The following is a 25,657-nucleotide window of genomic DNA, read 5'->3' on the forward strand; positions in this document are numbered from 1 at the left end:
CCACAGCACCACGCCGTCGGCGAGCTGGCCGGCGACCCGGAGCAGGCGGGGCGACAAGGCCGCGAGCAATACGGGCACCGGGTGGCTGATGGGTACCATCCGCTCGGCGGTGCGTGCCGTCCAGTCCTCGCCCTTGACGTCGACGGCCTCGCCGCGGAGCAGGCCGGTGAGGATGGTGACGTACTCCTCGGTGCTGCGGCCGGGATGGTCGTAGGACAGGCCGTAGACGTCCCGGATCAAGCCTTCATGCGAGGGGCCGAGGCCCAGGGTGAAGCCGGGCCGGTTCATCGCGGAGACGACGGACGCGGCGCGGTTGGCCTGCAGCAGGGGATGGCAGGGGTAGGTCTGCAGGACGGCGGTGCCCAGTTCGATCCTGGCTGTCTCGCGGCCCGCGACGGCCATGGCGACGAGCGGGTCACCGGTGACTGCGCTCGCATACCACAGAGACGTGAAACCTTCAGCCTCAGCTTCCTTCGCCTGCTGGACGATTTTGTCCGCCGAGCTACCCCCACCGGTCAAACCGATGCGCACTCTGACCTCCCCGTTACCGCTGTACAGACGTCCTACTGTGTTGTGCGAATGTACAACCAGCGTCCGCCAGGCGAAAGTAGAAGGTCGCGTTGCTCTCGGTAGCCAAGGTGTTCCGGTGGCAGCTGAACGGTTCCATACAGGAGGCCCGGTGCCGCGGCGGTCTCCGCTCTCCGCTGCCGGCGCCACCAACGATGAGGGAAGCGGAAAATGATCAAAATCTCGAGGGGTTGCGCCGGTGAGCACGGACACCCCTGACTCGCCGGCCGGTCCGGGCGAGGCGGGCGTCCGGCTGTAGTGAGTGRCTGTCGGCCAGCGGCCCGCCCGACCGCGGACGATACTGATTGCGGTGCCACCGGGCTGCCGACTACTCGTGGTCCCGGCCGGGACCCGCGGGATCGGACCCGCGGCGTCAGGGGATACCTTCGCTGGTGAGCGGATGGAGCGGCGACGAGGAGGCGGCTGGTGGCATCCTCCCGCCGTGTCGGGTCGACGACGTCCAAGACGCGAACGCTGCTGTTGAACAGCGCGCAGCAGCTCATGCTTGAGCACGGCTATGCCGCCGTCACCTACCGAGGTCTCGCGGYCCGCGCCGGCGTTGCCGCGAGCCTCGTGCAGTACTACTTCCCCACCCTCGACGATCTCTTCGTGGCGCTGCTGCGGAGCGGAACGGACCGCATCCTCGAACGATTCACCGAGGCATCCCAAACGGAGCAGCCGCTCCGCGCGGTCTGRGAGTACGCGAGCGACAGGACCGCGACAGCTCTACTCCTGGAGTTCATGGCCCTCGCGAACCATCGCAAGGCCATTCAGAGTGAGATCGGTCGCGGTGGTGAGCGTGTCCGCGACGCTCAGCTCGAGGCCGTGTCCCGGCAGTGGACACAGTATGGCCTTGACGAACGGGCTGTGTCCCCGGCCGGGCTCCTGTTCATGATGAACGCTATTCCCCGCATGCTGGCGCTTGAGGAGTCCTTCGGCACCCATACCGGTCATCGCGACGCGGTCGAGATCATCGAGCGGTTTCTCGACCACATCGAACCCCGCCGGCACGAGCGTGAAGAATAGGATCTTCGGGCCGACTGGCCAGGGCCARCAGAGTCTGTAGCGGTTCGGCACCGGATTTCTCTCCGGTTCCGAGTTGATCGCCRCTCACGTGCCTGGCGTCGACGACCGTGTTGGGKTGCGAATTCGTTCCGGCCGGTCTGTCGGTCACCCGCGCCCTGGGAGCCGTCCGAGCCATCACGCTGCTCGACCATTGYCGAGCACCACGGCCTCGACCCGGAGACGATCGGCTTGACTAATGCCTCCGGCCATCCCGGGGGAGCCCGAGGAGACCGGCTACGGCGTGCTGATCTCCGCCTCCGACGCTCCTCTGAGCGTCACCGCGTCGACATCAAACGATCTCTCAACTACGACGATGGCGTCCGCTGACCTACCTACCTATCCCACGCTTGGCGCTGTGAGGCGACGGCAGGTTTCGGGGGACCCCGGCGTCAGCAGGCGACCTGGGGTAGCGGCACGCCATGGCCCTGCTGCGTTAGGCCGTGGGCCGGGCCGCCCCCGGCACCCCGGCTGCGCGGGTCATCCGTAACGGCAACCGATGCGTCTGGCGTGGGCGTACGACGGTGCGGGCGCGCGTTTCCGCTGGTAGGCGGGCTGTTTGTGCGATCGGGGATGGAGATTGTGGGGACCGGCGTCAGGCGCTGTGGACCGCGGGCGGGATCACGTTCCTCAACATCGAAGACGAGACGGGGATGGTGAACGTGATCTGCACGCTCGGGCTGTGGCAGCGCTACCACCGCGTCGCGCGCAGCAGCCTCGCGCTGCTGATCCGCGGCGTGGTCGAGAAGGCCGACGGCGTGGTCAGCCTCCTCGCCGACCGCGTCGACGCGCTCCCGATGCGGGTCACCGCCAAGTCCCGGGACTTGGCGGTGACCCGCTCAGGCGGTCGCGCGCCGCAGCACCAGCCACGCCGCGCCGCCGAGCGCCAGCGCGAACACCAGCGGATACGCGGTGAACAGCGTGAGCGAGGGCTGGCCACCGAGGAAGCTCCCGATCGAGGGCCACCAGTTCTGCGTCTTCGCCAGGGCACCCATCGCGACGAGCAGCGCGACGCTGCCGAAAATGGCGAGGTAGATCCCGGTATGACGCCAGCGCTGGAACACCACCCCCGCCAGCACCCCGATCGCGGACACCGCGACCAGCGGTCCACTGTAGACAAGCCACAGCGCGAGCGGGTTGCCGTGGCCCAGCACGTCCAGCCCGAAGATCCGCGTCTCCCGTCCCCAGCCGCCGGTCAGCCGCTCGACGATGTCGAACGCCACCAGCCCGAGCCCGAGGAGCAGCGCCTGGCCGAGGACGACCAGTGCGGTGGCCGCGGCGAACGCCCGGCGGGTGACGCCGAGCCCCAGCGTGAAGGGGAACACCTGCGTCATCGTCTGCAGGTGCGCGGAGGCGATCGCGCCCAACAGCATCGGCAGCAGGTAGATCTCGTGTGCGCCGCGCGCGGTTTCGCCGTTCGAGACGTCGATGCCCCAGCCCAGCGGCGGCATCGCGACCAGCGCGAGCAGCGGGTAGCCCAGCAGTGCGGGCCAGTGGACGAGCTGGATCCGGACGACGTCGAGCACGCGGGGCATCAGGACTCCTTCCCGGCGGCGACCGGCCGGCGGTTGCGTTGGGTGGTGCGGACGACGAGCTGCTGCAACGAGACCGGCTCGAAGTCCAGCCCGGGTTCGAGCCGGTTCCCGGCGCCGGCGAGGGTGACGCGCAGGGAGCCGCCGACCTGCTCCCGGTGCAGCTCGTCGTAGCCGGCGGCGAAGCGCTCGACGGCGCCGGCGGGGCCGGTGACCGCGACGGTTTCGCCGCGCAGCGTCTCGGCCTCGGCGTCGATGAGCACGCGGCCCGCGTCCAGCAGCACGACGTGCTCGATCAGGTCGCTGACCTCGTCGATCAGGTGTGTGGAGAGCACGACCGTGCGCGGGTGCTCGGCGTAGTCGGCCAGCAGCCGGTCGTAGAACAGCTGCCGCGCGACGGCGTCGAGGCCGAGGTAGGGCTCGTCGAACAGGGTCAGCGGGGCCCGCGAAGCCAGCCCGATGATCACTCCGACCGCGGACAGCTGCCCGCGCGAGAGCTTGCGGAGCAGCCGGTCGACCGGGACCGCGAAGTCCGCCAGCAGTGCCGCGGCGAACGCCGGATCCCAGTGGGGGTAAAGCAGTTCGGCGGCCCGCAGCGCGTGCCTGACCCGGAACTTGTCCGGGTAGTGCTGGCTCTCCCTGATGAAACACACCCGCGAGAGCACGTCGGCGTTCTCGTACGGGTGCTGCCCGAAGACCTCCACCTCCCCGCCGGTCTCGAACGCCTGCCCGGTGAGGATCCGCATCACCGTTGTCTTCCCGGCCCCGTTGCGGCCCAGCAGACCGTGGATCGTGTTCTCGGCCAGCTCCAGGCTCACGCCGTCGAGCGCGGCGACGTCGCCGTAGCGCTTGGTCACCCCGGCCATCCGCGCCACGTTCATCGTTCGGGCTCCCAGACGTCGATCAGCTTCTTGATCTCCTCGGCGTCCATGCCGAGTTTGCCCGCCTCCGCCATCAGCGGGGCGAGGAACTGCCGCGTGAAGTCCCCGCGCCGCCGCTCCAGCAGCTGCGCGCGGGCATCCGTGGCGACGAACATGCCGATGCCTCGTCTCTTGTAGAGGATCCCGTCGGCGACGAGCTGGTTGATGCCCTTGGCCGCGGTCGCCGGGTTGATCCGGTGGAAGGCCGCGAGCTCGTTGGTGGAGGGCACCTGCGTGTCCGCGGCCAGGCTCCCGTCGACGATCGAGTTCTCGATCTGCTCGGCGATCTGGAGGAACAGCGGCCGTCCGTCGTCCTTCACGCCGACCACCGCGCGCCGCGGTTCGTCGGTTCATTACTCATGTAACTAACCGTGGAGGCTCGGACGGGCGTTGTCAAGCCCGTCCGGACTGAAGGTGACCCGTTCCTGTTCACGCCTGGGCTCTTTGGGGCAGGCTGGCCCACAGGGTGTTCACCGGACCGGGTCTGGACCGCCGGCTACGCATGAGGCTGCCGAAGAGCCACCTAAGCGGCTGGCAGGTGAGGTGAGGCTTGCGGCAGGTGAGACATCCGACGGAAGCCTCGAGGAGATCTTGAAGCGCATCCCGCGGTGGGATGCCGACTGGGGCAACGTCGCGCTGTCGTCGATGCCGACAACGCGCGGCTGGGAGACGCTACCGATCTACCACCTATGCGCCGCCTATGCGCTCAGCAACCGCATGGTCGCGGCCATTCCGGACTGGTTGACGAGCGGTCGCTCGGCGGAAAGACCGCTGTCATCGGCGGGTGGTCGTGGCGGTGAAGAGTCGCGGCATGCGACGAAAGATGTTGGCTTCCCTCGCCGTCGGGTCGGCCCTCGCCGCCGGGCTGCTCCCGGCTGGTGCCGGACAGGCCGCTGGTCCCGGCAGCGGCCCCACCGGCCCCGGCTTCACCTTTGCACTGCTCGGCGACACGCCCTACGGGGACGACCAGCGGGCGGCCTTCCCGGCCCTCGTCGACACGATCGACACAGACCCGGACGTGCGCCTGGTGCTGCACGCCGGCGACGTCAAGAACGGCTCCTCGACCTGCGACGACGCCCGCTTCGCCGACCTGGCAGCGCTGTTCGGCACGTTCGACGACCCGTTCGTCCTGACGCCCGGGGACAACGAGTGGACCGACTGCCACCGCACCGCCGCGGGCGGCTACCTCCCGACCGAGCGGCTGGAGGCGGTGCGCGAGGTCTTCTTCCCGAACCCGGGCAAGACGCTCGGACAGCACCCGATGCCGGTGTTCACCCAGGCCCGTGACGCCGCCCACCAGGCCTACGTCGAGAACGTGCGCTTCACGGAGGGCCGGGTCGTCTTCGCGGCGGTGCACGTCGTCGGCAGCGAGAACGATCTGGAACCGTGGGCCCAGCTGCCCGGCGGCGACCAGCCCACCGTTCGGCTGGCCGAGTTCGAGGCCCGCAAGGCCGCCGCGCTGGACTGGATCGACGGAGCCTTCGAGACCGCCGACCGCACCCGGGCGGCGGGCGTGCTGCTCCTGATGCAGGCCGAACCGCTCGACACCCCCGGCTTCGCCGAGATCCGGCAGCGCATCGTCGACCAGACCCGCGCCTACGGTAAGCCGGTCCTCCTGGTGCACGGCGACGAGCACGTCTACGAGGTGGAGCCGGCGTACGCCGGCGTCGCCAACCTGRCCCGGCTGGAGACCTTCGGGTCCACCGCCGCCACCTGGCTGCGGGTGACCGTCGACCCCACCGCTCCGGGCGTCTTCTCCTGGGAACCGAGAACGGTCCCCGCGAGCTGACCGGGCAGCGGGAACGGACGAGCTGGTGAAGAACGGACAACCGGATCCAGATCCACCGAGCTGTCCACCCGCCGACACGATAGGCCGTGCAGCGCGGTCCCAGGCCCGTTGTCCAGTCCCAGCTGATTCTTGACGTTTCGGTTCCGGCTGATAGTTGACGGGGGGCTAGTCCTTGATCTTTTGGTGGGATTCGCCCTCGTGGCGGGGCCTGATCCGGTAGATCGTCGTGCATGACGTGGGTGTAACCGAGGGACGAGGAGTGGGAGTTCATCGGGCCCTACCTGCCGATCGGCAGGTAGGGCCCGTATCCCGAGCGGTTGCGGCTGCAGCTCGAGGGCGTGGTCTGGCGGTTCAGGACGGGCGGGCAGTGGCGGGAGATACCGAGGGAGTTCGGTGCCTGGCCGACCGTCTACAACCGCTTCTGGCAGTGGAGGAATGCCGGCGTCCTCGAAGCCCTGCTGGAGGGCCTGATCGCCGAGGCCGCGAAGCGGGGTGAGGTGGACCTGTCCCTGGTCAGCGTGGACTCCACCACCGTCCGGGCCCCCACGATGCTGTCGGGATGCAGTGTGCCCACGACGTCATCACCGCCTTGGAGGCAGCCACCGCCCAGGAGGAGAAGGCCCGGCAAAAATGGGCGGCCCGGTAGGACAAGACGGGCAGAACGGCGGAGACGATCCCGAGCGGGAGGAGCGACGACGTGTCCGGCGCAGGCGTGGACTCCGGCTGAAAGCTGCCTTACTCGGACGATCGGGGGGCGGGCAGACCAGCAAGGTCCACCTCGCCGCCGACCCTGCGGGGCTCCAAAATTCGGGTTTCGGCCTGTGAGCTGGTCTTTTGCGGCCGAGATGATCGTCTTCGGGGGTCGTCAGGCCGCGTTGCGGTACTCGTTGATCATGCCGCCGAGGATGCGGGTGCGCCGGACGGCGGACCCAGGGTCGGGGCGACTGCAGGGGGCAAGTCGGGTGGGTGCTGGCTGAGGAAGCGGTGGGGTCGGTGAGTGTTGAAGTGTGAGGTGCTGCCCGTTTTCGGGCAGCCGTGGTCCGGGCTGCTGGTCGGGGCCATGGCCTACTGGCCCCGACCACCGGTGTCATTCTGGGGTCGGGGCCCGCGTGCCGTCTACGGACGTGCGACGGCGTGGCTGCGCGTTTCCGCTGGTAGATGACCTGTTCTCGCGGTTGGGGATGGAAATTGTGGGGCYGGGGATGGTGGGGTGGTGGTTCGCGTTGTGTGCGGTTCTGCCCACTCTTCCTCTGTCCTACCTGCGGTTTCACCGTACCGATGGTCCAGGCTGCGGGTTGTGCGGTGCACGGACAGAGTAAAATTTTCCCTGTCTGGGACGCACACTGACCGATGATCTGCGAGTTCGCCACGCGGGCTTGTGTCGGGTTCGGGAGAATGCGAGGTTCTGGATCATCTTGCGGTAGCTGGCGCGCGACAGCGTGATGACCTGCTGGACGGCGCGGGGGTCATCGGAGGCCAGGACGATGTCGGCGGAGGAGATCGTGACTCTCGCCGAGATCACCGGACCGCTGGCCTGTCCCCGACGGCTCTGGTGTGCGCTGACAATCTTCGCCAACGCCGCCCTGTTGCGCGCCGAACTGGGCCGAGCCGCCGAGACCGGGGCCGACCAGCCGCCGAATCATTCGGACGTCGCCACCAGCGGCGGATCGGACGAAGCGACGACGACGAACAACTGAGGTGGTCGCTCTACGTCACAGACTCTCACTCCGGCGAGTCGCTGGACGATCACGATCCGTACGCCACGTGTGTGGACTCCACTCGCACAGCGGTCGGCGCCGGTAAGGCGGACGCCGATAGGCACCGCCGGGGCGACGGAAACGGACGTCGGACGGCGCCGCCGGGAAAACGTGAACGGACGCCAGGCGGCACAGCCGAGGAGGCGGAATCGGCCGCCTGGTCTGGCCCGCCTGGCCTGGCCCGACATCTGGCCACGCTGGCCGAGGATGTCAGCTGACTGCCAGGACGACGGCGGCACCGAGGCTGCCGAGCCCGACGGCGAACGCCATCTCGGGCAGCCCACCGTCGCGCCGCCGGAAGAGGCGGTCGAGTGCGAGCCGCCCCGCGCCGATCGCCGCTACCGCGGTCGCGACCACCGCGATACACAGCGGATACTCCATGCCGCCGTCGGTTGCCCACAGTCCCCGCGGCACGGTCACGATCATCGCATTGATCATCACGCCGATCACGGCCGCGGCCGCCAACGGAGTCAGCAGGCCCGCGGYCAGGCCGAGGCCGCCGAGGAGTTCGCCTGCGCCGGCCAGCCCGGCGAAGAAGGTGCCGGGGTGGTAACCAAGCTGGGTGAACCCGCTGCCGGTCGCGGTGAGGCCCTCGCCGCCGAACAGGCCGAAGAGCTTCTGCGCGCCGTGCCCGGCGAGCAGCAGGCCGAAGGTCATCCGTAGGAGCAGTAGCCCGAGGTCGCCGGCGGACACGGCCACGGGACGCGCGACGGGGCGGGACGCGTCGGGTGGGGCTGGGGTGGCGGGTAGAGCTGGGGTGGCGGGTGGTGGGCGGTGGGGCGTCCGGTGCCGCTCGAGAAGTTTCATGTCGAGACCTCGATTCGGAGGCACACATGGTGATGTTCTGGTTGCTAGGGGTTCTGCCCACGGTGCCGGGCCGGTACCAGCACGCCCATGATGTGCTGGTGCTTGCGATCGAGCGGGAACAATGGGCGAAGTCCGGCGTACGGCTCGCCCGACGGCTGCGGCGTCACGGCGACGCGGCGGCAGTCCGGTCCGACCGTCGCTGAGGGTGCGCCCGACGACGCCCCGGAGGACCGCCGGTTTGCCGTCAGGACGGCGAGAGCACCCGCAGACTCGCCGTCGCGCCGGGAGTTGACCGTCCGGCGGGGTTACAGAGCACGAGAAGATCCTCGCCTGTCCCGGCCACGCCGGCCAGACCGGTACCCCAGGACGGCAGCGGGGTCCATGTGCCAGCGGTCTCGTCCAACACCTGTGTCGGTACGCCGGCGCAGGACGGGAGCGCCACCGCAACCGCGGCGGCCGGTTCGCGCAGGGCCACCACTGAGGTCGGGCAGAGGGTCGACCTCAGTACGGCGGGGCCGGGCAGGGGTACCCACTGCCCGGTCGTCACGTCCAAGGCGGGGGAACTCGTAAGTCGTCGCCCCCTTCGACAGGTCGACGACGATGCGCATGGCGTTCGGGTCGAGCGTGGTGACCGGGATGGGTGACCTCTCAGCTCCTCGCGGCGAACAGGTCGACCCGGCCCGTCGAGACGGCGGCGACCGCGCCTCCGTCGACGAGCAGGTCGATTCCGGTGATGAACGAAGCGTTGTCCGACAGGAGGAAGTCAACGGCGGCGGCGATGTCGTCCGCCGAGCCGAGCCGGCCGGTGCCGGACGCCGCCACCATGGCGCGCATACCAGCGCCGGACTCGCTCGCGAGCTCCTGCTGTCCCATCTTCGTCGAGATGACGCCAGGACTGATCGAGTTGACCCGGGCGCCTCGTGCGCCCCACGCGTTGCTGGCCGAACGCACCCGCAGCTGGTTGGCCCGCTTGGCGAAGGAGTAGGCGTAACCCGCGCTCGGGAACGCGTCTACCGCCGTGAACGGCAGGTTCAGCAGCTCCTCGGTGGCGGTGTTGGCCAGCTGAGCCTCGATCTCGCGGGCTGGCGGGGGAGCGAGGTAGCCGGACATGCTCGAGATGACCACGCCGGCGCCGCCCACGGTGACGACCTCGGCGAACGCGTCGAGCACCAGCGCGGTACCGAGCAGGTCGACCTTCAGGATCGCGTCGACCGGCGCCTGCGTGGGGGACAGCCCCGCGGTGTGGACCACGTGCCGCACCGGGCCGAGGGCCGCGGCGGCCCGCGCGAGCGCGTACACGGACTCCCGGGACGACACGTCCACGACCTGGGCCGTCACCTGCTGGCCCTCGTCGCGGAGGTTCTCGGTGACGGCGTTCAGCGCCGTCTCGTTGTAGTCGGCCAGCAGTACCGTCTTGCCCGTACCGACCCGGCGGGTTACGGCGACACCCATGCCGCCCGTGCCGATGACCACCAGTACCTCGTTCGGCATGCCTCAAGCTCCCAACGTCCAATTCCGAGACGATCGGTCTCGGATCAGGGACTATACGCTCGCAGTCCCGGCCGGGTCGCGCTCCTAGACTCACGTGGATGACGGGCGGGCGCCGGCGCAGTGAGAGCTCGCGGCGGGCGATCCTCGACGCGGCCCGCGGCCTGCTGCTCGAACGAGGTTACGAACGGTTGACGATCGACGCCGTCGCCGCCCAGGCCGGCGTCGGAAAGCAGACGATCTATCGCTGGTGGGGGTCGAAGGGCGCCGTCGTCGCCGATGCGGTGCTCGAGGGCGGGCTGGCGCCACCGTTCGTCCCCCTGCCCGACACGGGAGACATCGAGACCGATCTGCGCGCCTGGCTGCGGGCCTGGACCGCGCATCTGGCCTCCGGTGTGGGCACGAGCCTCATCCTCGCCCTCACGGCGGCCACGGCCGAGGACCGCGCCGTCGCCGATGTCCTCTACGAGCGCTTCACCGGACCCCACGAGCAGCTTCTGCGCGACCGCCTGGAGAGTGCCCGCGCGGCGGGTCAGCTCGGGTCGCAGGTGCCGGTCCCGACGATCGCCGGCGTGCTGATCGGCTCCCTGCTTTATCGCGTCCTCAGCAGGCAGGCACCGCCGACGGCGGACGACGCCGACATGGTCGTGCGCCTGGTGCTCGCCGGGGTTGCCTGATCTGGACCCATCTCCCTGTCGAGCATCGGTGCGGCACCCCCGTGGTACAGCCCAACGGTCATCCCGGACTGGTGCTCAGTGGGCCTTGTCGGACGCTTCCCGCCTGATCGGGTTCGAGGACGCGGGCCGGCGCTTCAGGGGGCGCGGCGCCCGGCCCCGGCGTGCAGCGCCCATTCCCGGGCCGCCGCGAGCACCAGCAGCACGACCACCAGAGGCACGCCGAAGAAGACGACGAGTCCGAACCCGATGTTGGCGCCGATCACTCCGGCGGTCGCGACGTGGTACCCGAAGCCGAGGATCACGCCGACTCCGACGAGCGGACACACCACCTGCCACCGGCGCCGGTCGGCGGCGCCGCGGCGGCCCCCGTGCAGCAGGAGCGCCGCCGCGGCGGCTGCCGCCAGGAGCAGAGCGATAACGCCGATGGTCGTCATCCACCCGGCCGGGATGTCCAGCGGCCGGACGGCGTAGTCGAGTTCCGACCGCGGGACGCCCCGGTAGTCGTCCTGTCCCAGCAGTCCCACGACCGCGACCGGCACGGCCGCGATCAGAAGGATGGCGGCCCCACCGTGGAGGGCTCGCGTGAGGGTGGAGGTCGGCGTCCGCGTCGGCGGCGAGGTGGGCATGAGAGCCAGTCTTCCCATCAGCCCCCGGGACGGCCTGAGCGCGAATACTCAAACTCACCGGGCGGTTCCGACGGCCGGGAGCCGCTGATCATTCCGCTCATTCCGCGGCGGGCCGCGGGGCGCTGTCCGGGGAGTGGGGGCCGAGTGGCGTCCTACTCGATCACTCGCAGGGTGGACGGGACGTCCATCCGGCGTACCCGCCGGGCGGACAGCAGCGGGGCGACGGCGACCGCGAAGACTCCCAGCAGCAGTGTGGTCAGCAGGGTGGGAACCGACAGCACGGCCCGGATGCCCAGGTCGGGCAGGGTGTCGGCGAGCAGGACCTCGACGGTCCAGCGCAGCGTCCAGTAGCCGGCTACCAGGCCGATCACCGTGCCGAGCAGGCCGATCAGCGCGCTCTCGGCCACGGCGAGCGCCAGCACCCGGCGCGGGGCCAGCCCGAAGGCGAGCATCGTCGCCTGCTCCCGGCGACGCTCGTCCATCGCGATGCTCATCGCGTTGTAGGCGATCAGCAGGGCGAGCAGGAGCACCGCGATCTCGGCGATCCGCAGGATGCCGACGAACGTGCGTAGCAGCGCACGGATCTCCTCGATGCTCCCCGTCGCCGGGACGACGGAGCCGACCCCGGGGACGGCCGCGAGCGTGCGCATCGCGTCGAGCTGGTCGTAGCCGGGCGCGGGCAGGACGGTCAGCACGTTCGTCAGGCCGGCGAGGCCGAACGAGCCGGCGTCGGCGGCGTCGAGGAAGGCCACCGAGCGGACCGGGAAGCTGTGGATGCCGGCGACGCGCAGCGGGGTGTCGACCGTCTGGTAGCCGTCGCCGGCCCGGCGCGGATGGCGTAGCAGGACCGTCCCGCCGACGCTCACGCCCAGGTCGTGGGCGGCCTTGGCGGCGAGCAGCAGGCCGCCCGTCGCGCTGCCCTCGGTGATCGAGGGTGACCAGATGCGGTTGTCGACGTCCAGGATGTAGGTCAGGGTGTCGATCGGTTCGTGCGGTGCCGAACCGGGCGGGCCCAGCAGCCTGGTGGGCAGGGCGAGCGTGGCGTCGGAGCCGCGGACCGCCGGTGAGCCGGTGACCGCGGTGACGGTGGGCGAGGTGACGGGCTGCACCGACGGCAGCGTCACCCGCAGCCGGTCGGGGCTGGTGGACGTCAGCTCGGTCTCGGCGGCGTCGGTCGTCCGGGTGAAGGTGTCGAGCTGGCCGGTGAACACGACCTGTGCCGTGATCGCCGCGGCGATTCCCAGGGCGGTGAGCAGCATCCGCCGCGGGGCGCGTGCCAGGTTGCGCGCCGGCATCCGGGCCAGGCTCCCCCCGGGCAGCGGGAACCCGCGCCGCCGCCGCCGCGGGCGGGCGCGGGCGCGGGTGGAGCCGGAGATGGCCGACGCGTGGATCGCCCGCACCGGCTCGACCCGCACCGCCCGCCACACCGGGTGGACCGCCGCGACCAGCGGCAGCAGCAGGCCGACCGCCGCGGCGCGGGCGAACACCCCGACCTGGAAGCCGGTGCGCCAGTCCGGCAGCGGCCACACGTCGCGCAGCATCGCGCCCATCGCGGCAGTGATGATCATCCCCGTGGCCAGCCCCGCGAGGACCCCGAGGATCCCGATCTGCAGCCCCAGCAGCAACGGGCGCAACGCCAGCATCCGGGACGGCACCCCGAGCGCCATGCCGATGCCGATCTCCCGGCGCTGCGCGTCCACCACCCGTCCCACCAGGTTGAACGCAGCGAACATGGCACCGACCAGGACGAGCAGCGCGAGCGCGTTCCACAGCGCCTGGTTGCTCTCGATCGAGTCGTACATGATCTGCCGGGACGCGATGTCGTCACGGTTGGTGATCGTGGTGCTCACCCCGGGGAGCCGCTCGGCGACGGCCGCGGTGAGCTGCCGCTGGAGGGCCGCGACGTCGGTCCCGGGCCGCGCGGTGAGGACCAGGTCGTTGACCGCTCCCGGTTCGCCGGCGAGGTTCTGCGCGGTCTCCAGCGAGGTGTAGAGCACGCCGAAGCCGGCCTGGGTGATCAGTCCGGGCTGCTCGCCGGGCAGCACGAAGTACTCCGGGGACTGCCCCTCGCCGACGTATCCGATCTCGCGGTCCCCGCTGATCCGTACCGTGCCCGTCGCCGGCAGGTCGTTGGCCTGGGCGAACCCGTGGTCCAGGACGCCGACGGGCCGTCCCCGGTCGGCCGTGGTGAGCGCGCGGCCGGCGGCGACCGAGATCCCGTCCACGAGCGGGCGCGCGGTCAGGTCGACGCCGACGACCTCGCCGCGGACGAGCACCTCCTTGTGCCCTGGTCGGCTCGCCTCGATCTCGGTGGGGAACATCAGGCGCTCGGCGCTCGCATCCACGGCGGCCGGATCGGGCAGAGCCGCGACGACGTCGCGCAGCCGCCCCCGCGGCACCGTGGCGCCCGCGTCCACGCTGATCCGCAGGTCGTGCACGTTCAGCCCGGCGAAGCTGGCGTCGTAGGACTCGTAGCGCCACCGCGACGTGCTGGTCAGGCCGGCGTACAGGCCGGTTCCCTCGCCGATGACGGCGGCGAGCGCCACCACCAGCAGCAGCCGCGCCCGCAGGTCGCGCCACGACCACCGCAGCCACAGCCCCGCCGACCCCGCGCCGCCCCGGACCGGCCCGCCGTCGTCCCCGGATGCCGCGCCGCGCCGGCCGCTGCCGGGCGCCGCGCCACGGCCGCTGTTCCCGTTGCCGGGTGTCGCGGCGTGGCCGTCACCGCCGGGTGTCTCCCCGAGCACCGCGCCGCGCCGTCCGCCGCCGTTCACCATCGGCCGCTCACCATCGCAGGTCGCCGACGGGCACGCGGCCGCCGGGCGGCGGGCCGTCGGTGACGATCCGTCCGCTGGACAGCTCGACCACGCGGTCCGCGATGCGGGCGATCTCCCGGTTGTGGGTGACGACCACGACGGTGCGGCCGGCGGCCGTCTGCGCCTCCAGCAGGACGAGGATCTGGACCCCGGTGTGGAAGTCGAGCTCGCCGGTCGGCTCGTCCGCGAGCAGGATCGGGTTGCCGGTGGCGAGCGCGCGGGCGATCGCCACCCGCTGCTGCTCCCCGCCGGAGAGCTGGTGGGGGAAGTGGTCGCCGCGGGGCGCCAGCCCGACGCCGTCGAGGACCTCCTCGGTGACCTCCCGGGCCCGCGGCCGGCCCGCGACGTCGGCCCCGAACCGCACGTTCTCCCGGGCGGTGAGCGCCGGGAACAGATTGAACGACTGGAACACGAAACTGACCGTGTGCCGCCGGATCTCCCGCCGCTCCCGCTGCGAGGACCGGGTGAGATCGGCCCCGCCGAGTCGGACGGTCCCAGCGGTCGGGATGTCCAGCGCCCCCACCAGGTTCAGCAGGGTCGTCTTGCCGCACCCGGACGGCCCGAGGACGACCACGAACGCGCTGCCCTCGACCCGCAGGTCGACGTCCTCGAGTGCGGTCACCCCGGCCTCGCCGCCGCCGTAGTGCTTGCCGACGCCACACAGGTCGATGCGGGGCACCACCGGCACGATCGTTCCGTGGGCGTCGCGCCGCGCGGAATCGGCCCGGCCGGGGCCGGTTCCGTGGGTGTCGGCGTCGGCGTCCCTCACCCGTCCCCCTCCATCCGTGGCCCGGCGGGGCCCGGATCAGTGTGGGCCCGGCCCGCCGACCCGGCCGGCATCCCGGCGCGGTCACATTGGGTGTGCCGGACGCGGTTCGGCGCCGACCGGGCGCAGGCCGGCGGACCGCCGTTCCCGGTCATCCACGGCGAACCCCCGGGCCAGGACGGTGCGGTTCACGGCCGCCAGCCAGCAGGCGCCGAGAAACACGCCAGCCAGGACGTCGCTGGGATGGTGCATGCCCCGGTACGTGCGGCAGAAGGCCACGATCAGCGGCACCGCGACCGCGGCGGCGACCGCCACCGCCGCCCCGGCCCGTGCCACGCCGTGGCCCCGGCCGCGGCTGTGACGGGGGTGACGGCGGGCGACGTGGAGCAGAAGGAGGGCGAGGCCGCCGTAGAGGCAGACCGAGGCGGCGACGTGGCCGGAGGGGTAGCTGGCCATCGGGTCACCGGGGTCCAGCCGTGCCACCGCGGGCCGCGGGCGCGCCACCAGGGTGTTGGAGATCTCGTAGATGGCGGTCTCGCCGGCGGTCAGCAGGATGATCCCACCGGGCAGCCACCAGGCCCTGGTCCGCCAGGCGGCGACGGCGGCCAGCGCCGCGGTCGCCGCGATCACGGTCCAGGTGTCGGCGAGCCAGGTGGCGGCTTCGGTCGCGCGCACCAGCCAGGATGTGCGGTGGCCCGCCAGCCACCCCACCGCGGAGGTGTCCTCGTCGCGGATCCCCGCCGGGCCCTCGTCTATCAGGAAGCCACTACCAACCAGGATCAGCACCAGGATCGCGGCGGCCAACGGGAGCCGGGCCGCCTGCGCGCGGATGATGTTCACAGCGGCGATGTTCCCCGCGAAGCGGGGAGTACCCACAAATGCGGGGATAACCGACAGCCCTGAGCCCACGGCGCGCGCCCTGAGCTCAGGGCGCGCCGTAGAGCTCCGTCTGCTCGACCTGCGCGATCGTGGCGTTCGGCGGGGGGAGGAACCCGAGCTGCACGACCCGCGGCCGGGCCACGGCGCCGAGCAGCCAGTCCGCGCCCACATAGGCGCGGTTGGCCGCGGCGCTGAGCGCCAGCAGGTGGTACCCGCGGGTCACCGCCGCCGCCAGCGGCCCGGACAGCGGCAGGCCCAGCGGGTTCGCGACCGCGTCCGCCCCGCCCAGGTCGACGACGAAGCCCAGGTCGCGGTGGCGGTACGGGCGCATCCGGCCGTAGCCGAGGGACGCCGCGACATTCCGCCCCGCCGCCCCGCCCTGCCGTACCGCGTGCTGCGCGGTCTGCCCGGCGGGAGCGCCGCCCTTCGTCGCGTCCGGGACGGCCGCCGCGTCACCGAGCGCGAACACGCCGTCCAGACCGGGGACCTGGAAGTTCTCGTCGACGACCAGCCGCCCCTTGACCGTCTCCGCCCCGAGCCGGCTCATCAGCGGATTCGGCGTCACACCCGCGCACCAGACCAGCGTGTGGGACGGGATCACGGCGCCGTCGGTGAGCGTGACCGCGTCCGCGCGCACCTCGGTCACGGACGTCTCCAGCCGCACCTCCACACCGCGCTCGCGCAGGACCTTCGCCGCGCCGGCGCCGAGCCGCTCGTCGAGCTCGGGCAGCACCCTGGGTGCGAGGTCGAGCAGCAGCCACCGGATCTGCGCGGCGTCGAGCCGCGGGAACTGCCCCAGCGCCTCGACGGTGAACCGCCGCATCTGCGCGGCGAGCTCGGTTCCGGTGTATCCGGCGCCGACCACGACGAACGTGCACCGCGCCCGCCGCTCGGCGTCCGAGTCGCTGGCGTCGGCGTACTCGAGCTGGCGCAGGACGTGGTCGCGCAGGTAGACCGCCTCGGCCAGGTTCTTCATTCCGAGCCCGTGCTCGGCCAGCCCTGGGATGTCGAATGTCCGGGTGAGTGCGCCGGGCGCGAGCACCAGCCTGTCCCAGGCGAGCGTGGACGGCTCGCCGGTCATGCCGACGACCGTGATCTCACGGCGCGTGGCGTCGACCGCGGTGGCATGGCCCAGATGCGGCACCGTCCGCCGCAGCGCACCGCGGACGGACACCGCCAGGTGCCGCGGCTCGATGTCGCCGGTGGCGACCTGGGGCAGCAGCGAGGTGTACAGCAGATGGTCCGTGGGGGAGACGAGCACGAGCTCGGCGGCGCCGGCCGGCAGCCGGGCCTCCAGATGGCGCAGTACCCCGAGCCCGGCGTACCCGCTGCCCACGACCACCACCCGCGGCCGCCGCCGCCCCGCGTCGTCCTGCCCCCGCAGCCGACGTGCCTCGACATGACGGACCAGCCGGGCGACGGTGATGGAGTTCCTCATGATGTGCTCCTCACGGTGTGCTCCTCACGACGAGCGATCCGATCACGATGAGCGGTCCGAGGCGATCGGCGCGTTCCTTCATGGCCTCGGCCAGGGTGCCGGGACCGGTGGCGCCACCGGTCGTGATCGGGCTGGCGGCCGGGGCCGTCGTGCTGCTGATCTGGGCGGCCGTCGGCGGTGGTTACTTCTGGCCGCGCTGGGTGTGGTTCGGCATCGGCACCGTGTTCTGGGCCGCGATCCTCGTCGGGTGGGTCCGGCGGATACCGCCGGGGCGGCGCCGGTGGCTCGCCGCCACCCGGGCGGTGGCTGCCCTGGCCATCCCGGTCGACGTGGTGGTGTGGGCGCTGTCCGGCGGCGGCTACTTCTGGCCGGTCTGGACGATTCTCGCGCTCACGATCGGGCTCGCCATCCACACCTGGATCGTCGCGCTGATGCCCGCCGAGCGGGAGCGTGAGCTCACTGAGCRTGTCGACGCGCTCACCCGCACCCGCCGCGGCGCGCTCGACGGGCAGGCCGCCGAGCTCAAGCGGATCGAGCGGGACCTGCACGACGGCGCCCAGGCGCGGATCGTCTCGCTGGCGATGAACCTCGGCATGGCCGAGGCCCTGCTGCACAGCGACCCGGCGGCGGCGGCGAAGCTGCTCAGCGACGCCCGGCTGTCCGCGGTCGGCGCGCTCGACGACCTGCGGGCCGTCATGCACAGCATCCACCCCTCGGTGCTCGCCGACCGGGGGCTCGCCGGGGGCATCCGCGCGCTCGCGCTCGACCTGTCCCTGCCGGTCCGCGTCGACGGCGACGTCCCGTCCGGGCTGCCGGCGGCGGTCGAGTCGGCCGTCTACTTCGCGACCGCGGAATGCCTGGCCAACGTCGTCAAGCACAGCCGGGCCGCGCACGGYGCGGTGCGGTTCGCGCACGACGGCAGGATGCTGAGCGTGGTCGTCACGGACGACGGGCTCGGCGGGGCGGATCCCGCGCTCGGCCAGGGCCTGCGCGGGGTGGTGCGCCGGCTCGAGGCGTTCGACGGCCGGATGTCGGTGCACAGCCCGTCCGGGGGACCGACGAGGATCACGATCACCCTGCCGTGCCCGGTCCTGCCGGGCGCGGAGACCTGAGGACCTGAGGACCTGAGGACCGAGCGAAACTGAGGAGGTGCCGTCCGTGCCGGAGGAACCCGCCGACCCCGCGCGGCCGCTGCGGGTCGTGCTCGCCGAGGATCTCGCCCTGCTGCGGGACGGGCTCATCCGGCTGCTCGAGGCGCACGGCTTCGAGATCGTCGCCGCGGTCGACAACGCCCCGCAGCTGGTGCGCGAGCTCGTCACGCTGCGCCCGGACGTCGCCGTCGTCGACGTCCGGCTGCCGCCGAGCCACACCGACGAGGGCCTGCGCGCCGCGCTCGAGGCGCGGGAGCGCATCCCCGGGCTGCCAGTGCTCGTGCTCTCGCAGTACGTCGAGCAGCTCTACGCCCGTGAGCTGCTCGCCGACGGCCGGGGCGGCATCGGCTACCTCCTGAAGGACCGGGTCTCCGACGTGGGCCAGTTCGTCGACGCCGTCCGGCGGGTCGCCGCCGGGGGGACGGCCCTCGACCCCACGGTGGTCGCCCGCCTGCTCGACAGCCGCCGCCGTCGCCTGCCGCTGGACCGCCTCAGCCCGCGCGAGCGTGAGGTGCTCTCGCACATGGCGCAGGGCCGGTCCAACGCGGCGATCGGTGCCGCGATGGTGATCACCGAGAAGGCCGTCGGCAAGCACACCAACAGCATCTTCACCAAGCTGGGGCTGATGCCGTCCGAGGACGACAACCGGCGGGTGCTCGCCGTCCTCGCCTACCTCGAGGGCTGACCCGCCGCCGGTGCCCGGGCGACCCGGCCGGGCGCCGACCGTGGCGACGGTGACGAACCGAGAGTGAACCGTCGCTGAACCCGTCCCGTGCACGATGGAATTCGGACGGGCGCGCCCGTCGTCCCGTTGGGTCGGCCGGCCCGTCTTCGTCACGAGCCGCGGAGGTGCGCTCGGACTGTCCAAACGTGAACTCGGACGGAGGAACAGGTCATGAAGGCTACCTACGAGGCGCCTGCCATCCAGGCTCGAGGCTCGTTCCGGGACGTCACCCGTCACGGCTTCATCATCATCGGCGGCGGAGGCGGCTGGGGCTGGGGCGGCGGCTGGGGCTGGAGCGGCGGCTGGGGCGGCTGGGGCTGGGGTGGCTGGGGATGGGGCGGCTGGGGCTGGTGAGACCAGCCTGACGCGCATTCCCAGGACCGGTAGTCCAAGCGGCGGGCCAGCCCGCCGTCGTCGCCGCCCGCCGGTGTGGCGAAGTGGCGAAGTGAGGTCGTGCAGGTCGGCGAGCAAGGGCCGCGCTGCGCGGCCTCGCCCCATTTACGGGCACCGGTCCCGATCGGTGCCGACGAGGATTTCGTGACCAGGGGGGGTCTCGTGAGGATCGTCTGTGTGGGCGGGGGCCCGGCCGGGCTCTACTTCGCCATCTCCGCCAAGCGCCGGGACGCCGGTCACGAGATCACCATCATCGACCGCGACCCGCCCGGCGCCACCTACGGCTGGGGTGTCGTCTACTGGGACAACCTGCTCGACGTCCTGTTCCGCAATGATCCCGACAGCGCCCGGGAGATCCGCGGCGCGTCCACGCTCTGGCAGGAGCAGGACATCAGCCTGGGCGGCGAACGGGCGGCGCACTTCGCCGGCTACGGCTTCAGCGTGCAGCGTGCGGCCCTGCTCGACATCCTCACCCGGCGCGCCGAGGAGCTCGGCGTGCGGGTCGAGCACGACCGCGAGGTCGCCGACCTCACCGACCTGGCGGACCTGGGGTGCCTCGGCGGCCTCGGCGCGCACGCCGACGCCGACCTTGTGATCGCCGCCGACGGCGCGAACAGCCAGGTGCGCAGCATGTTCGCGGACCGGTTCGGCACCCGGGTCGACACCGGTGGCAACCGCTACATCTGGCTGGGCACGCCCCGGCGCTTCGAGCGCTTCACGTTCGCGTTCGAGCCGACCCCGGCCGGCTGGGTCTGGTTCCACGCCTACCCGTCCGGGGCGGAGGTGAGCACCTGCATCGTCGAGTGCGCGCCGCGGACCTGGGACGCGCTCGGCCTCGGCACGGACGACGGCGAGGGACTACGCCTGCTCGGGAAGATCTTCGCCGGCCCGCTGGCCGGCGAGGGCCTGATCGACCAGCTGCGCCGGCCCGCCCGCTGGCAGCGGTTCGGCCAGGTCAGCAACCGCAGCTGGTACTGGGACAACATGGTGCTGCTGGGCGACGCCGCCCACACCACCCACTTCACGCTCGGCTCCGGCACGGCCCTGGCCATGATGGACGGCGTCATGCTCGCCCAGATGCTCTACGAGCACGGCGAGGTCCCGGTGGCGCTGGCCGAGTTCGACCGGGCCGGCCGGGCCGCGCTGGCCCCGCTGCAGGCCCGGGCCCGGACGAGCATGGCCTGGTTCGAGCGGATCGACGGCCAGCTCGACCGGGCCAGGCCGGCCACCGGCGGCGACCCCGACCCGGTGACCTTCGCCTATGCGATGGCCACCCGGCAGGGCGACCAGCCGCCGTGGCGGTACCAGGCACACCGGGCGATGCAGGTCGGGGCCGTGCGGCGGCTGCGCCGTGAGGTCGACTCGTCGGTGCGCTGGTACCTGGCCCGTCGGCGCGGCGAACCGGCCCGGCCCGGCGGCCGGCCGGCGCCGGCCGGCACCCCCACACCCGCCGGGGCGGCCGGCCGGGCTCTGGCCGGCGCGGGTTCCGGGTCCGCCGTGCACCGCTCCCACGGTTAGCCCGCCGGCGTCAGGTGCGCCGCCAGATCACCGGGACCTGCTTGGTGAAGGACCCCGCGTGGCCGACCACCAGGCCCGACCGGTTGATCCCGGACGCCTGGCCGGGCTGCAGGGGCGCAGGGCCGCTGAGGTCGTGGGGTACGCCCCCGGACCACAGCCAGGGCCGGTCCACGCCGTCCGGCGTCACGGCCGAGCCGATGACGGTGCCGTCGTCGGCGAGTTTGACGGGGGAGAAGGTGTTGCCGCCGAGCCCGGTCACCGCCTGCTGCTGGCCAGCGGTCCAGATGTATGCGGTCGAGGCGGTGTGCGCCGGGAAGATTCCGACGGTGCTCGTGGGCTCCCCCTCGAACGGGTACGAGATCTGCTCGTGGCTCTCGACCAGCACCTGGCCGCGCTCGTTGATCGCGACAGCCGAGCTCTCGGTGAGCCCGGCGGCCGTGCCCAGGTCGCGCATCCGCCCGTTTTCCCATAGGAACGCGTGGCTGTGCCTGTCCGCGGTCTCGCTGACCCCGACGACCTGGCCGCGGTTGTTGATGTCGAGCGGGGTACTGGAGGGTCCGCCGAGGGTTCCGAGGTCACGCAGCCCGCCCGGCCCGGACAGGAAGGCATGCTCGGAGCCGTCCGCGGTCGCGCTGCTCCCCGCGACCTGACCATGGTCGTTGATCAGGTCGGCGCTGCTCCACGAGCCGCCGAGCGTGCCCAGGTCGACCGCGGTCCCGTTCCGCCAGACCGTCGCGCGGATCTGGGGCTGGTAGTCCGGGAAGACGTCGTCGGCCTCCTCGGATCCCGCCTCGCCGGCTGGCGCCTGCTTGGTGGCGCCCTCGGTCGGGTCGTAGCCCGCCAGCGGAGTGTTCGTGCCGCTCAGGCCCACCACGGTGCCGTCGGCGCTGATCGAGCCGGCATAGCTGTAGCGGTCCGGCCCGGGATCGGTCGGTTCCAGCGTCGTCAGCGTCCCGTTCTCCCAGACGAACCCCCGGCTCTGCCCGGTGTCCGAGTACAGCGAGCCGACGACCTGGCCGCTGTCGTTCACCTGCCACGGCATCGCGCCCGGGATCGTGGTGGGGACGCCGTCGCGCCACACGACCCCCTTCTGGTTGAACGCGTTGTCCCAGGCCTGCCCGATGACCACGCCGTCGTCGTTCACGTCGAGGGCGTATCCGGTGGCGGTTCCCGCCGGCAGGTCCAGGGCGATCAGTTCCAGCCCGCCACCGTGGTAGGTGGGCCCGGGGATGGCCGCCGCGGCCGGCGGGGCCAGTGCCACCGCGGCGCCGATCGCGCCGGCGGCGGTGAGCGCGGCGAGCGCCTCGGCTCGCCCCCGCGCTCTCGTGGTGGTCGTCATGGGCGCCTCCCGAGAATCGCAATGGTTACTCTCCGTAGTTGATCTCGGATGCTAGGTCGCCCCCGGTCCGGCGACCGGCAGGCCCCGCTGTCGGATGACCGACCGCGTCCCGCGCCGCGCGGCGCACTGCCATGCTGGGGCGGGCATGGCACGCGACGGGAGCGGGGCATGAGCGAGGAATCCGCGCCACGGGCCGGGGGCCGGGTGCTGTTCGTCGACGACGAGCCGCAGCTGCTGCGCGCGATGCGGATCACCCTGCGCGCCCGCGGCTACGAGGTCCGCACCGCGGTCGACGGCGGGCACGCGCTGACGGAGGCCGCCGCCCACCCGCCCGACATCGTGCTGCTCGACCTGGGCCTGCCGGACATGGACGGCATCGAGGTCATCCACGGCCTGCGCGGGTGGACCGGCGTCCCGATCATTGTCCTGTCCGGGCGGACGGCCGGGCAGGAGAAGATCGCTTCACTGGACGCCGGGGCCGACGACTACATCACCAAGCCGTTCTCCGTCGAGGAGCTGCTGGCCCGGATGCGCGCCGTCGCCCGCCGGGCCCCGGCCGCCGAGACCGGGCCCACCGCGGACGTCGGCGACTACCGCGTGGACTTCGCGGCGAAGGCGGTGACAGCCCAGGCCGAGGGCGGGTCGGCCGTCCACCTGACCCCCACGGAGTGGCGGCTGCTGGAGGCGCTCGTCCGCAACCCGGGCAAGCTCGTCAGCAGCCGCGCGCTGGTCAGCCAGGTCTGGGGGCCGGCCTACGCCGCCGACACGTCGTCGCTGCGCCTCTACATCAACCGGCTGCGCCGCAAGCTCGAGCCGGACCCCACCCGCCCGCGCCACCTGACCACCGAGCCGGGGATGGGCTACCGCTACCAGCCCTGACCTCGCGTTCCGTCACCGGGGCGAGGCCGTGGCCGGCACCGGCTCGCGACCGGATCCGTGACCGGTGTGGCCGTTCCCGGTGCGTCCGGAGCCGGCCAGGATTTCTGACTTTAGTGTCAATTTTCTGGTAGACAGATTCCACGGACAGGCCCGCGGCGGACGTACGACGAGGTGACGACGATGCGCTTCATCTTTCACTACCCGGAGACCTCGGGCACCGATGGTGACATGCTCGATCCCGGTCCGTTACACGAAGTGGCGGCGGCCGCCGAGCGCGCCGGCTTCGACGGCTTCTCGCTGACCGAGCACCCGGTCCCCGGAGCCCGCTGGCTCGACAACGGCGGGCACCAGAGCCTCGACCCGTTCGTCGCGCTGGGCTACGTCGCGGCCGCGACCACCCGGCTGCGGCTGCTCACCTACCTGTCGGTCGCGCCGTACCGCAACCCGTTCCTGCTGGCCAAGGCCGCGGCGACCGTCGACAAGCTCTCCGGCGGCCGCTTCACCCTCGGGATCGGCACCGGCTACCAGAAGTCCGAGTTCTACGCGCTCGGTGTCGACATCGACGAGCGCAACACGCTGTTCGACGAGATCCTCGACGCGCTGCCGCTGCACTGGAGCGGTGAGCCGTTCAGCTACAAGGGCCTGCACTTCGACGCCCGCAACGTGATCGCCCGCCCGCGGCCCGTCCAGGACCCGATCCCGATCTGGATCGGCGGCAACTCGAAGCTGAGCCGGCGCAGGGTGGCGGCCCGCGCGCAGGGCTGGATGCCGATGTCCGGCGGCCCGCAGCTGGTCAACACGGCCCGCACGGCCTCGATCGGCTCGATCGCCGAGCTCGCCGGCATGATCCGCGAGGTGCGGGACACCGCCGCCGCGAACGGCCGGACCGACCTGATCGACGTGATGTACTCCTACTCGACCGCCATCTCGGCGGAGAACGTCAGCGAGGATCGTCACGGCGAAGCCCTGGCCGAGATCKAGAAGGCGGGCGTGACCTGGGCGGTGGTCTCGTCCCACACCCGGTCCGCCGCCGAGACCATCGAGTTCATCGAGGCCTTCGGCGCGGCCCACCTCTCGTGACGCGAGCCCGGATCTGAACGTCGGTCGCCGTGCCGAGTTCAGGTCGCGGGCGCGGTTGTGCCAGTCGGGTGGCGGGGCCGGTCGTGACGTCGTGCCGGTCGTGACGTGGAGTGGAGGCGCGGGTTCATGGGTTGGTTCGAGGACAGAGGCGGGCTGGCGGGCAGCGTCGCCGTGGTCACCGGGGGAGCGGGGGGCATCGGCGGGGCCGTGACCACCGACCTGGCGGCCAACGGCGTGCGCCTCGCGGTGGTCGACATCGACAAGGACGCGATCGACGCCCTGCAGGCCGCGCTGGATGAGCAGGGCGCCGAGGCGATCGTGCACCACGGCGACGCCCGCGACCCCGACGTGCTCGCGGCGCTGTTCGCCGCCGTCGACGAACGCTGGGGACGGGTCGACACCCTGGTCAACGTCGTCGGCGGCACCTTCCGCGCACCCTTCGTGGAGACCAGCCCGAACGGCTGGAACGCGCTGCTGCGCATGAACCTCATGCACGTGCTGCACGCCTGCTCGCTGGCCGCCCCCCGGATGCAGGCGGGTGGGCGCGGCGGCAGCATCATCAACCTGACCACCATCGAGGCGCACCGGGCCGCCCCCGGGTTCGCGGTCTACTCGGCGGCCAAGGCCGCGGTGGAGCAGTTCGGCCGGACCCTGGCCGTGGAGCTCGCCCCCGACCGGATCCGGGTCAACAACGTCGCCCCCGACTACACCCCGACTCCCAACATGACCAAGATGACAGGCGGCGACGGCGCGTACTCGACCGAGGTCGGGATCCGCGTCGGCATCCCGATGGGCCGGGCCGGCGAGGTCGCCGACGTGTCCGGCTGCGTGGTCTTCCTCGCCTCCGGTCTCTCGACCTATGTCACCGGCTCGACCCTGCACCCCGACGGCGGCACCTACGCCTCGTCGGGATGGCTGAACTGGCCGGGCACCGGTTTCTCGAACCACGCACCGTCGTACGTCCTGGCGAACCTGGGAGCGACCGGCGCCGACCCGTCGGCCGCAGGGGAAGCCAGCTAGTGTCCCGGTCCGGAGATTCGCGCGCAGTAGTGTCCGATCGCGTCGATGATCTGGTCGGCGGTCCTGGTCCACTTGAAGGGCCTGGCGTTCTCGTTCCAGTGACTGATCCATTTTTCGAGGGCGTGGGTCAGCTCGTMGACGGAGCAGAAGACGCCCCGGGCCAGGCAGCGGCGTTGCAGCTCGGCGAACCACCGCTCTACCTGGTTCAGCCAGGACGAGTAGGTGGGGGTGAAGTGCAGGGCGAACCTCGGATGCTCCACCAGCCACCTGCGCACCGTTGGTGCCTTGTGCACGGAGAGGTTGTCGCAGATCAGGTGGATCGCCAGATTCGGCTCGACCTGACGGTCGATCTCGGCGAGGAAGCCGATGAAGTCCCTGGCGGTGTGCTGGGCGGAGACCGCGCTGAGGACCTTGCCGGTGGCGGTGTTC

The 25,657-nt window shown here is 71.9% G+C and carries 26 protein-coding genes and 1 pseudogene; 13 read left to right on the forward strand and 14 right to left on the reverse strand.

Annotation, left to right across the window (positions count from 1 at the left end; all coding sequences use genetic code 11):
• On the reverse strand, positions 1 to 531 hold a 531-nt coding region (locus BBK14_RS31330; protein ID WP_116430193.1), incomplete at its 3' end, for an LLM class flavin-dependent oxidoreductase.
• Positions 532 to 993: 462 nt separating this feature from the next.
• Here BBK14_RS31330 and BBK14_RS31335 point away from each other — a divergent pair.
• Complete coding sequence (locus BBK14_RS31335; RefSeq protein WP_071066774.1) at positions 994 to 1,593, forward strand: TetR/AcrR family transcriptional regulator; 600 nt, start codon at positions 994 to 996, stop codon at positions 1,591 to 1,593.
• A gap of 875 nt (positions 1,594 to 2,468) precedes the next feature.
• On the opposite strand, the gene BBK14_RS31340 is transcribed toward BBK14_RS31335, so the two are convergent.
• The 3 genes from BBK14_RS31340 to BBK14_RS31350 are packed head-to-tail and all read right to left on the reverse strand — an operon-like array spanning position 2,469 to position 4,401.
• Entirely contained in the window at positions 2,469 to 3,164 is a 696-nt protein-coding gene (locus BBK14_RS31340; protein ID WP_071066775.1) for a hypothetical protein, read from the reverse strand.
• Positions 3,164 to 4,042, reverse strand: a complete 879-nt coding sequence (locus BBK14_RS31345; RefSeq protein WP_071066776.1) for an ATP-binding cassette domain-containing protein — start codon at positions 4,040 to 4,042, stop codon at positions 3,164 to 3,166. Before BBK14_RS31345 ends, BBK14_RS31340 begins: the two co-directional genes overlap by 1 nt.
• A complete protein-coding gene (locus BBK14_RS31350) occupies positions 4,039 to 4,401 on the reverse strand; it encodes a GntR family transcriptional regulator (protein WP_071066790.1) in 363 nt (120 codons plus the stop codon). Before BBK14_RS31350 ends, BBK14_RS31345 begins: the two co-directional genes overlap by 4 nt.
• A gap of 491 nt (positions 4,402 to 4,892) precedes the next feature.
• Here BBK14_RS31350 and BBK14_RS31355 point away from each other — a divergent pair, with 491 nt between their 5' ends.
• From BBK14_RS31355 to BBK14_RS31360, 3 genes and pseudogenes are all read left to right on the forward strand, one after another.
• Complete coding sequence (locus BBK14_RS31355; RefSeq protein WP_071066791.1) at positions 4,893 to 5,870, forward strand: metallophosphoesterase; 978 nt, start codon at positions 4,893 to 4,895, stop codon at positions 5,868 to 5,870.
• Positions 5,871 to 6,139: 269 nt separating this feature from the next.
• A pseudogene (locus tag BBK14_RS38615) lies at positions 6,140 to 6,659 on the forward strand (transposase); the annotation flags it as partial.
• A gap of 695 nt (positions 6,660 to 7,354) precedes the next feature.
• A complete protein-coding gene (locus BBK14_RS31360; protein ID WP_071066777.1) occupies positions 7,355 to 7,567 on the forward strand; it encodes a hypothetical protein in 213 nt (70 codons plus the stop codon).
• Between the two features lie 270 nt (positions 7,568 to 7,837).
• On the opposite strand, the gene BBK14_RS31365 is transcribed toward BBK14_RS31360, so the two are convergent.
• Entirely contained in the window at positions 7,838 to 8,434 is a 597-nt protein-coding gene (locus BBK14_RS31365) for a DoxX family protein (protein WP_071066778.1), read from the reverse strand.
• Between the two features lie 26 nt (positions 8,435 to 8,460).
• On the opposite strand from BBK14_RS31365, the gene BBK14_RS38620 reads away from it, so the two are divergent.
• A complete protein-coding gene (locus BBK14_RS38620; RefSeq protein WP_157904372.1) occupies positions 8,461 to 8,637 on the forward strand; it encodes a hypothetical protein in 177 nt (58 codons plus the stop codon).
• Between the two features lie 41 nt (positions 8,638 to 8,678).
• Here BBK14_RS38620 and BBK14_RS31370 read toward each other — a convergent pair whose 3' ends face one another.
• Complete coding sequence (locus tag BBK14_RS31370; RefSeq protein WP_131802476.1) at positions 8,679 to 8,987, reverse strand: hypothetical protein; 309 nt, start codon at positions 8,985 to 8,987, stop codon at positions 8,679 to 8,681.
• A 95-nt stretch (positions 8,988 to 9,082) separates the two neighbouring features.
• The gene (locus BBK14_RS31375) at positions 9,083 to 9,925 is read right to left on the reverse strand and encodes an SDR family oxidoreductase (protein ID WP_020461856.1); all 843 of its coding nucleotides are present in this window, start codon (positions 9,923 to 9,925) and stop codon (positions 9,083 to 9,085) included.
• Between the two features lie 98 nt (positions 9,926 to 10,023).
• Between BBK14_RS31375 and BBK14_RS31380 the strand changes: the two genes are divergently transcribed.
• Positions 10,024 to 10,599, forward strand: a complete 576-nt coding sequence (locus tag BBK14_RS31380; RefSeq protein WP_071066780.1) for a TetR/AcrR family transcriptional regulator — start codon at positions 10,024 to 10,026, stop codon at positions 10,597 to 10,599.
• Positions 10,600 to 10,733: 134 nt separating this feature from the next.
• Here the strand turns inward: BBK14_RS31380 and BBK14_RS31385 are convergent, their stop codons facing one another.
• From BBK14_RS31385 to BBK14_RS31405, 5 genes are all read right to left on the reverse strand, one after another.
• A complete protein-coding gene (locus BBK14_RS31385; protein ID WP_071066781.1) occupies positions 10,734 to 11,225 on the reverse strand; it encodes a hypothetical protein in 492 nt (163 codons plus the stop codon).
• A 152-nt stretch (positions 11,226 to 11,377) separates the two neighbouring features.
• Complete coding sequence (locus BBK14_RS31390) at positions 11,378 to 14,002, reverse strand: ABC transporter permease (protein ID WP_071066782.1); 2,625 nt, start codon at positions 14,000 to 14,002, stop codon at positions 11,378 to 11,380.
• A 7-nt stretch (positions 14,003 to 14,009) separates the two neighbouring features.
• The gene (locus BBK14_RS31395) at positions 14,010 to 14,810 is read right to left on the reverse strand and encodes an ABC transporter ATP-binding protein (RefSeq protein ID WP_198541488.1); all 801 of its coding nucleotides are present in this window, start codon (positions 14,808 to 14,810) and stop codon (positions 14,010 to 14,012) included.
• A gap of 81 nt (positions 14,811 to 14,891) precedes the next feature.
• Positions 14,892 to 15,647: a phosphatase PAP2 family protein gene (locus BBK14_RS31400; RefSeq protein WP_071066783.1), complete on the reverse strand. Its 756-nt coding sequence runs from the start codon at positions 15,645 to 15,647 to the stop codon at positions 14,892 to 14,894.
• An 85-nt stretch (positions 15,648 to 15,732) separates the two neighbouring features.
• On the reverse strand, positions 15,733 to 17,124 hold the full coding sequence (locus BBK14_RS31405; RefSeq protein WP_071066784.1) for an NAD(P)/FAD-dependent oxidoreductase: 1,392 nt from the start codon (positions 17,122 to 17,124) through the stop codon (positions 15,733 to 15,735).
• Positions 17,125 to 17,231: 107 nt separating this feature from the next.
• Here BBK14_RS31405 and BBK14_RS31410 point away from each other — a divergent pair, with 107 nt between their 5' ends.
• The 4 genes from BBK14_RS31410 to BBK14_RS31425 all read left to right on the forward strand — a co-directional run bounded on the left by BBK14_RS31410 (position 17,232) and on the right by BBK14_RS31425 (position 20,910).
• On the forward strand, positions 17,232 to 18,236 hold the full coding sequence (locus BBK14_RS31410; RefSeq protein ID WP_241832005.1) for a sensor histidine kinase: 1,005 nt from the start codon (positions 17,232 to 17,234) through the stop codon (positions 18,234 to 18,236).
• A gap of 79 nt (positions 18,237 to 18,315) precedes the next feature.
• On the forward strand, positions 18,316 to 18,960 hold the full coding sequence (locus BBK14_RS31415; RefSeq protein WP_198145655.1) for a response regulator transcription factor: 645 nt from the start codon (positions 18,316 to 18,318) through the stop codon (positions 18,958 to 18,960).
• Between the two features lie 210 nt (positions 18,961 to 19,170).
• Positions 19,171 to 19,353: a lasso RiPP family leader peptide-containing protein gene (locus BBK14_RS31420; protein WP_071066785.1), complete on the forward strand. Its 183-nt coding sequence runs from the start codon at positions 19,171 to 19,173 to the stop codon at positions 19,351 to 19,353.
• 201 nt (positions 19,354 to 19,554) lie between these two features.
• The gene (locus BBK14_RS31425) at positions 19,555 to 20,910 is read left to right on the forward strand and encodes an FAD-dependent monooxygenase (RefSeq protein ID WP_083391383.1); all 1,356 of its coding nucleotides are present in this window, start codon (positions 19,555 to 19,557) and stop codon (positions 20,908 to 20,910) included.
• A 10-nt stretch (positions 20,911 to 20,920) separates the two neighbouring features.
• Here the strand turns inward: BBK14_RS31425 and BBK14_RS31430 are convergent, their stop codons facing one another.
• Positions 20,921 to 22,249: an HAF repeat-containing protein gene (locus BBK14_RS31430; RefSeq protein WP_071066787.1), complete on the reverse strand. Its 1,329-nt coding sequence runs from the start codon at positions 22,247 to 22,249 to the stop codon at positions 20,921 to 20,923.
• A 168-nt stretch (positions 22,250 to 22,417) separates the two neighbouring features.
• Between BBK14_RS31430 and BBK14_RS31435 the strand changes: the two genes are divergently transcribed.
• From BBK14_RS31435 to BBK14_RS31445, 3 genes are all read left to right on the forward strand, one after another.
• Entirely contained in the window at positions 22,418 to 23,128 is a 711-nt protein-coding gene (locus BBK14_RS31435) for a response regulator (RefSeq protein ID WP_071066788.1), read from the forward strand.
• Positions 23,129 to 23,308: 180 nt separating this feature from the next.
• On the forward strand, positions 23,309 to 24,208 hold the full coding sequence (locus BBK14_RS31440) for an LLM class F420-dependent oxidoreductase (protein ID WP_071066794.1): 900 nt from the start codon (positions 23,309 to 23,311) through the stop codon (positions 24,206 to 24,208).
• 126 nt (positions 24,209 to 24,334) lie between these two features.
• A complete protein-coding gene (locus BBK14_RS31445; RefSeq protein ID WP_071066789.1) occupies positions 24,335 to 25,228 on the forward strand; it encodes an SDR family NAD(P)-dependent oxidoreductase in 894 nt (297 codons plus the stop codon).
• Here BBK14_RS31445 and BBK14_RS31450 read toward each other — a convergent pair.
• A partial coding sequence (locus BBK14_RS31450; protein ID WP_116430194.1) for an IS630 family transposase occupies positions 25,225 to 25,657 on the reverse strand: 433 nt, incomplete at its 5' end. The genes BBK14_RS31445 and BBK14_RS31450 overlap by 4 nt on opposite strands.

The organism is Parafrankia soli (genome assembly GCF_001854695.1).
Taxonomy (GTDB): Bacteria; Actinomycetota; Actinomycetes; order Frankiales; family Frankiaceae; genus Parafrankia; species Parafrankia soli.

Bases quoted from the DNA above. Each gene is read 5' to 3' on its own strand.
- BBK14_RS31340 (WP_071066775.1), bottom strand. From the start codon at position 3,164: ATGCCCCGCGTGCTCGACGTCGTCCGGATCCAGCTCGTCCACTGGCCC.
- BBK14_RS31345 (WP_071066776.1), bottom strand. From the start codon at position 4,042: ATGAACGTGGCGCGGATGGCCGGGGTGACCAAGCGCTACGGCGACGTC.
- BBK14_RS31360 (WP_071066777.1), top strand. From the start codon at position 7,355: ATGTCGGCGGAGGAGATCGTGACTCTCGCCGAGATCACCGGACCGCTG.
- BBK14_RS38620 (WP_157904372.1), top strand. From the start codon at position 8,461: ATGGTGATGTTCTGGTTGCTAGGGGTTCTGCCCACGGTGCCGGGCCGG.
- BBK14_RS31375 (WP_020461856.1), bottom strand. From the start codon at position 9,925: ATGCCGAACGAGGTACTGGTGGTCATCGGCACGGGCGGCATGGGTGTC.
- BBK14_RS31380 (WP_071066780.1), top strand. From the start codon at position 10,024: ATGACGGGCGGGCGCCGGCGCAGTGAGAGCTCGCGGCGGGCGATCCTC.
- BBK14_RS31385 (WP_071066781.1), bottom strand. From the start codon at position 11,225: ATGCCCACCTCGCCGCCGACGCGGACGCCGACCTCCACCCTCACGCGA.
- BBK14_RS31390 (WP_071066782.1), bottom strand. From the start codon at position 14,002: ATGGTGAACGGCGGCGGACGGCGCGGCGCGGTGCTCGGGGAGACACCC.
- BBK14_RS31405 (WP_071066784.1), bottom strand. From the start codon at position 17,124: ATGAGGAACTCCATCACCGTCGCCCGGCTGGTCCGTCATGTCGAGGCA.
- BBK14_RS31420 (WP_071066785.1), top strand. From the start codon at position 19,171: ATGAAGGCTACCTACGAGGCGCCTGCCATCCAGGCTCGAGGCTCGTTC.
- BBK14_RS31430 (WP_071066787.1), bottom strand. From the start codon at position 22,249: ATGACGACCACCACGAGAGCGCGGGGGCGAGCCGAGGCGCTCGCCGCG.
- BBK14_RS31435 (WP_071066788.1), top strand. From the start codon at position 22,418: ATGAGCGAGGAATCCGCGCCACGGGCCGGGGGCCGGGTGCTGTTCGTC.
- BBK14_RS31445 (WP_071066789.1), top strand. From the start codon at position 24,335: ATGGGTTGGTTCGAGGACAGAGGCGGGCTGGCGGGCAGCGTCGCCGTG.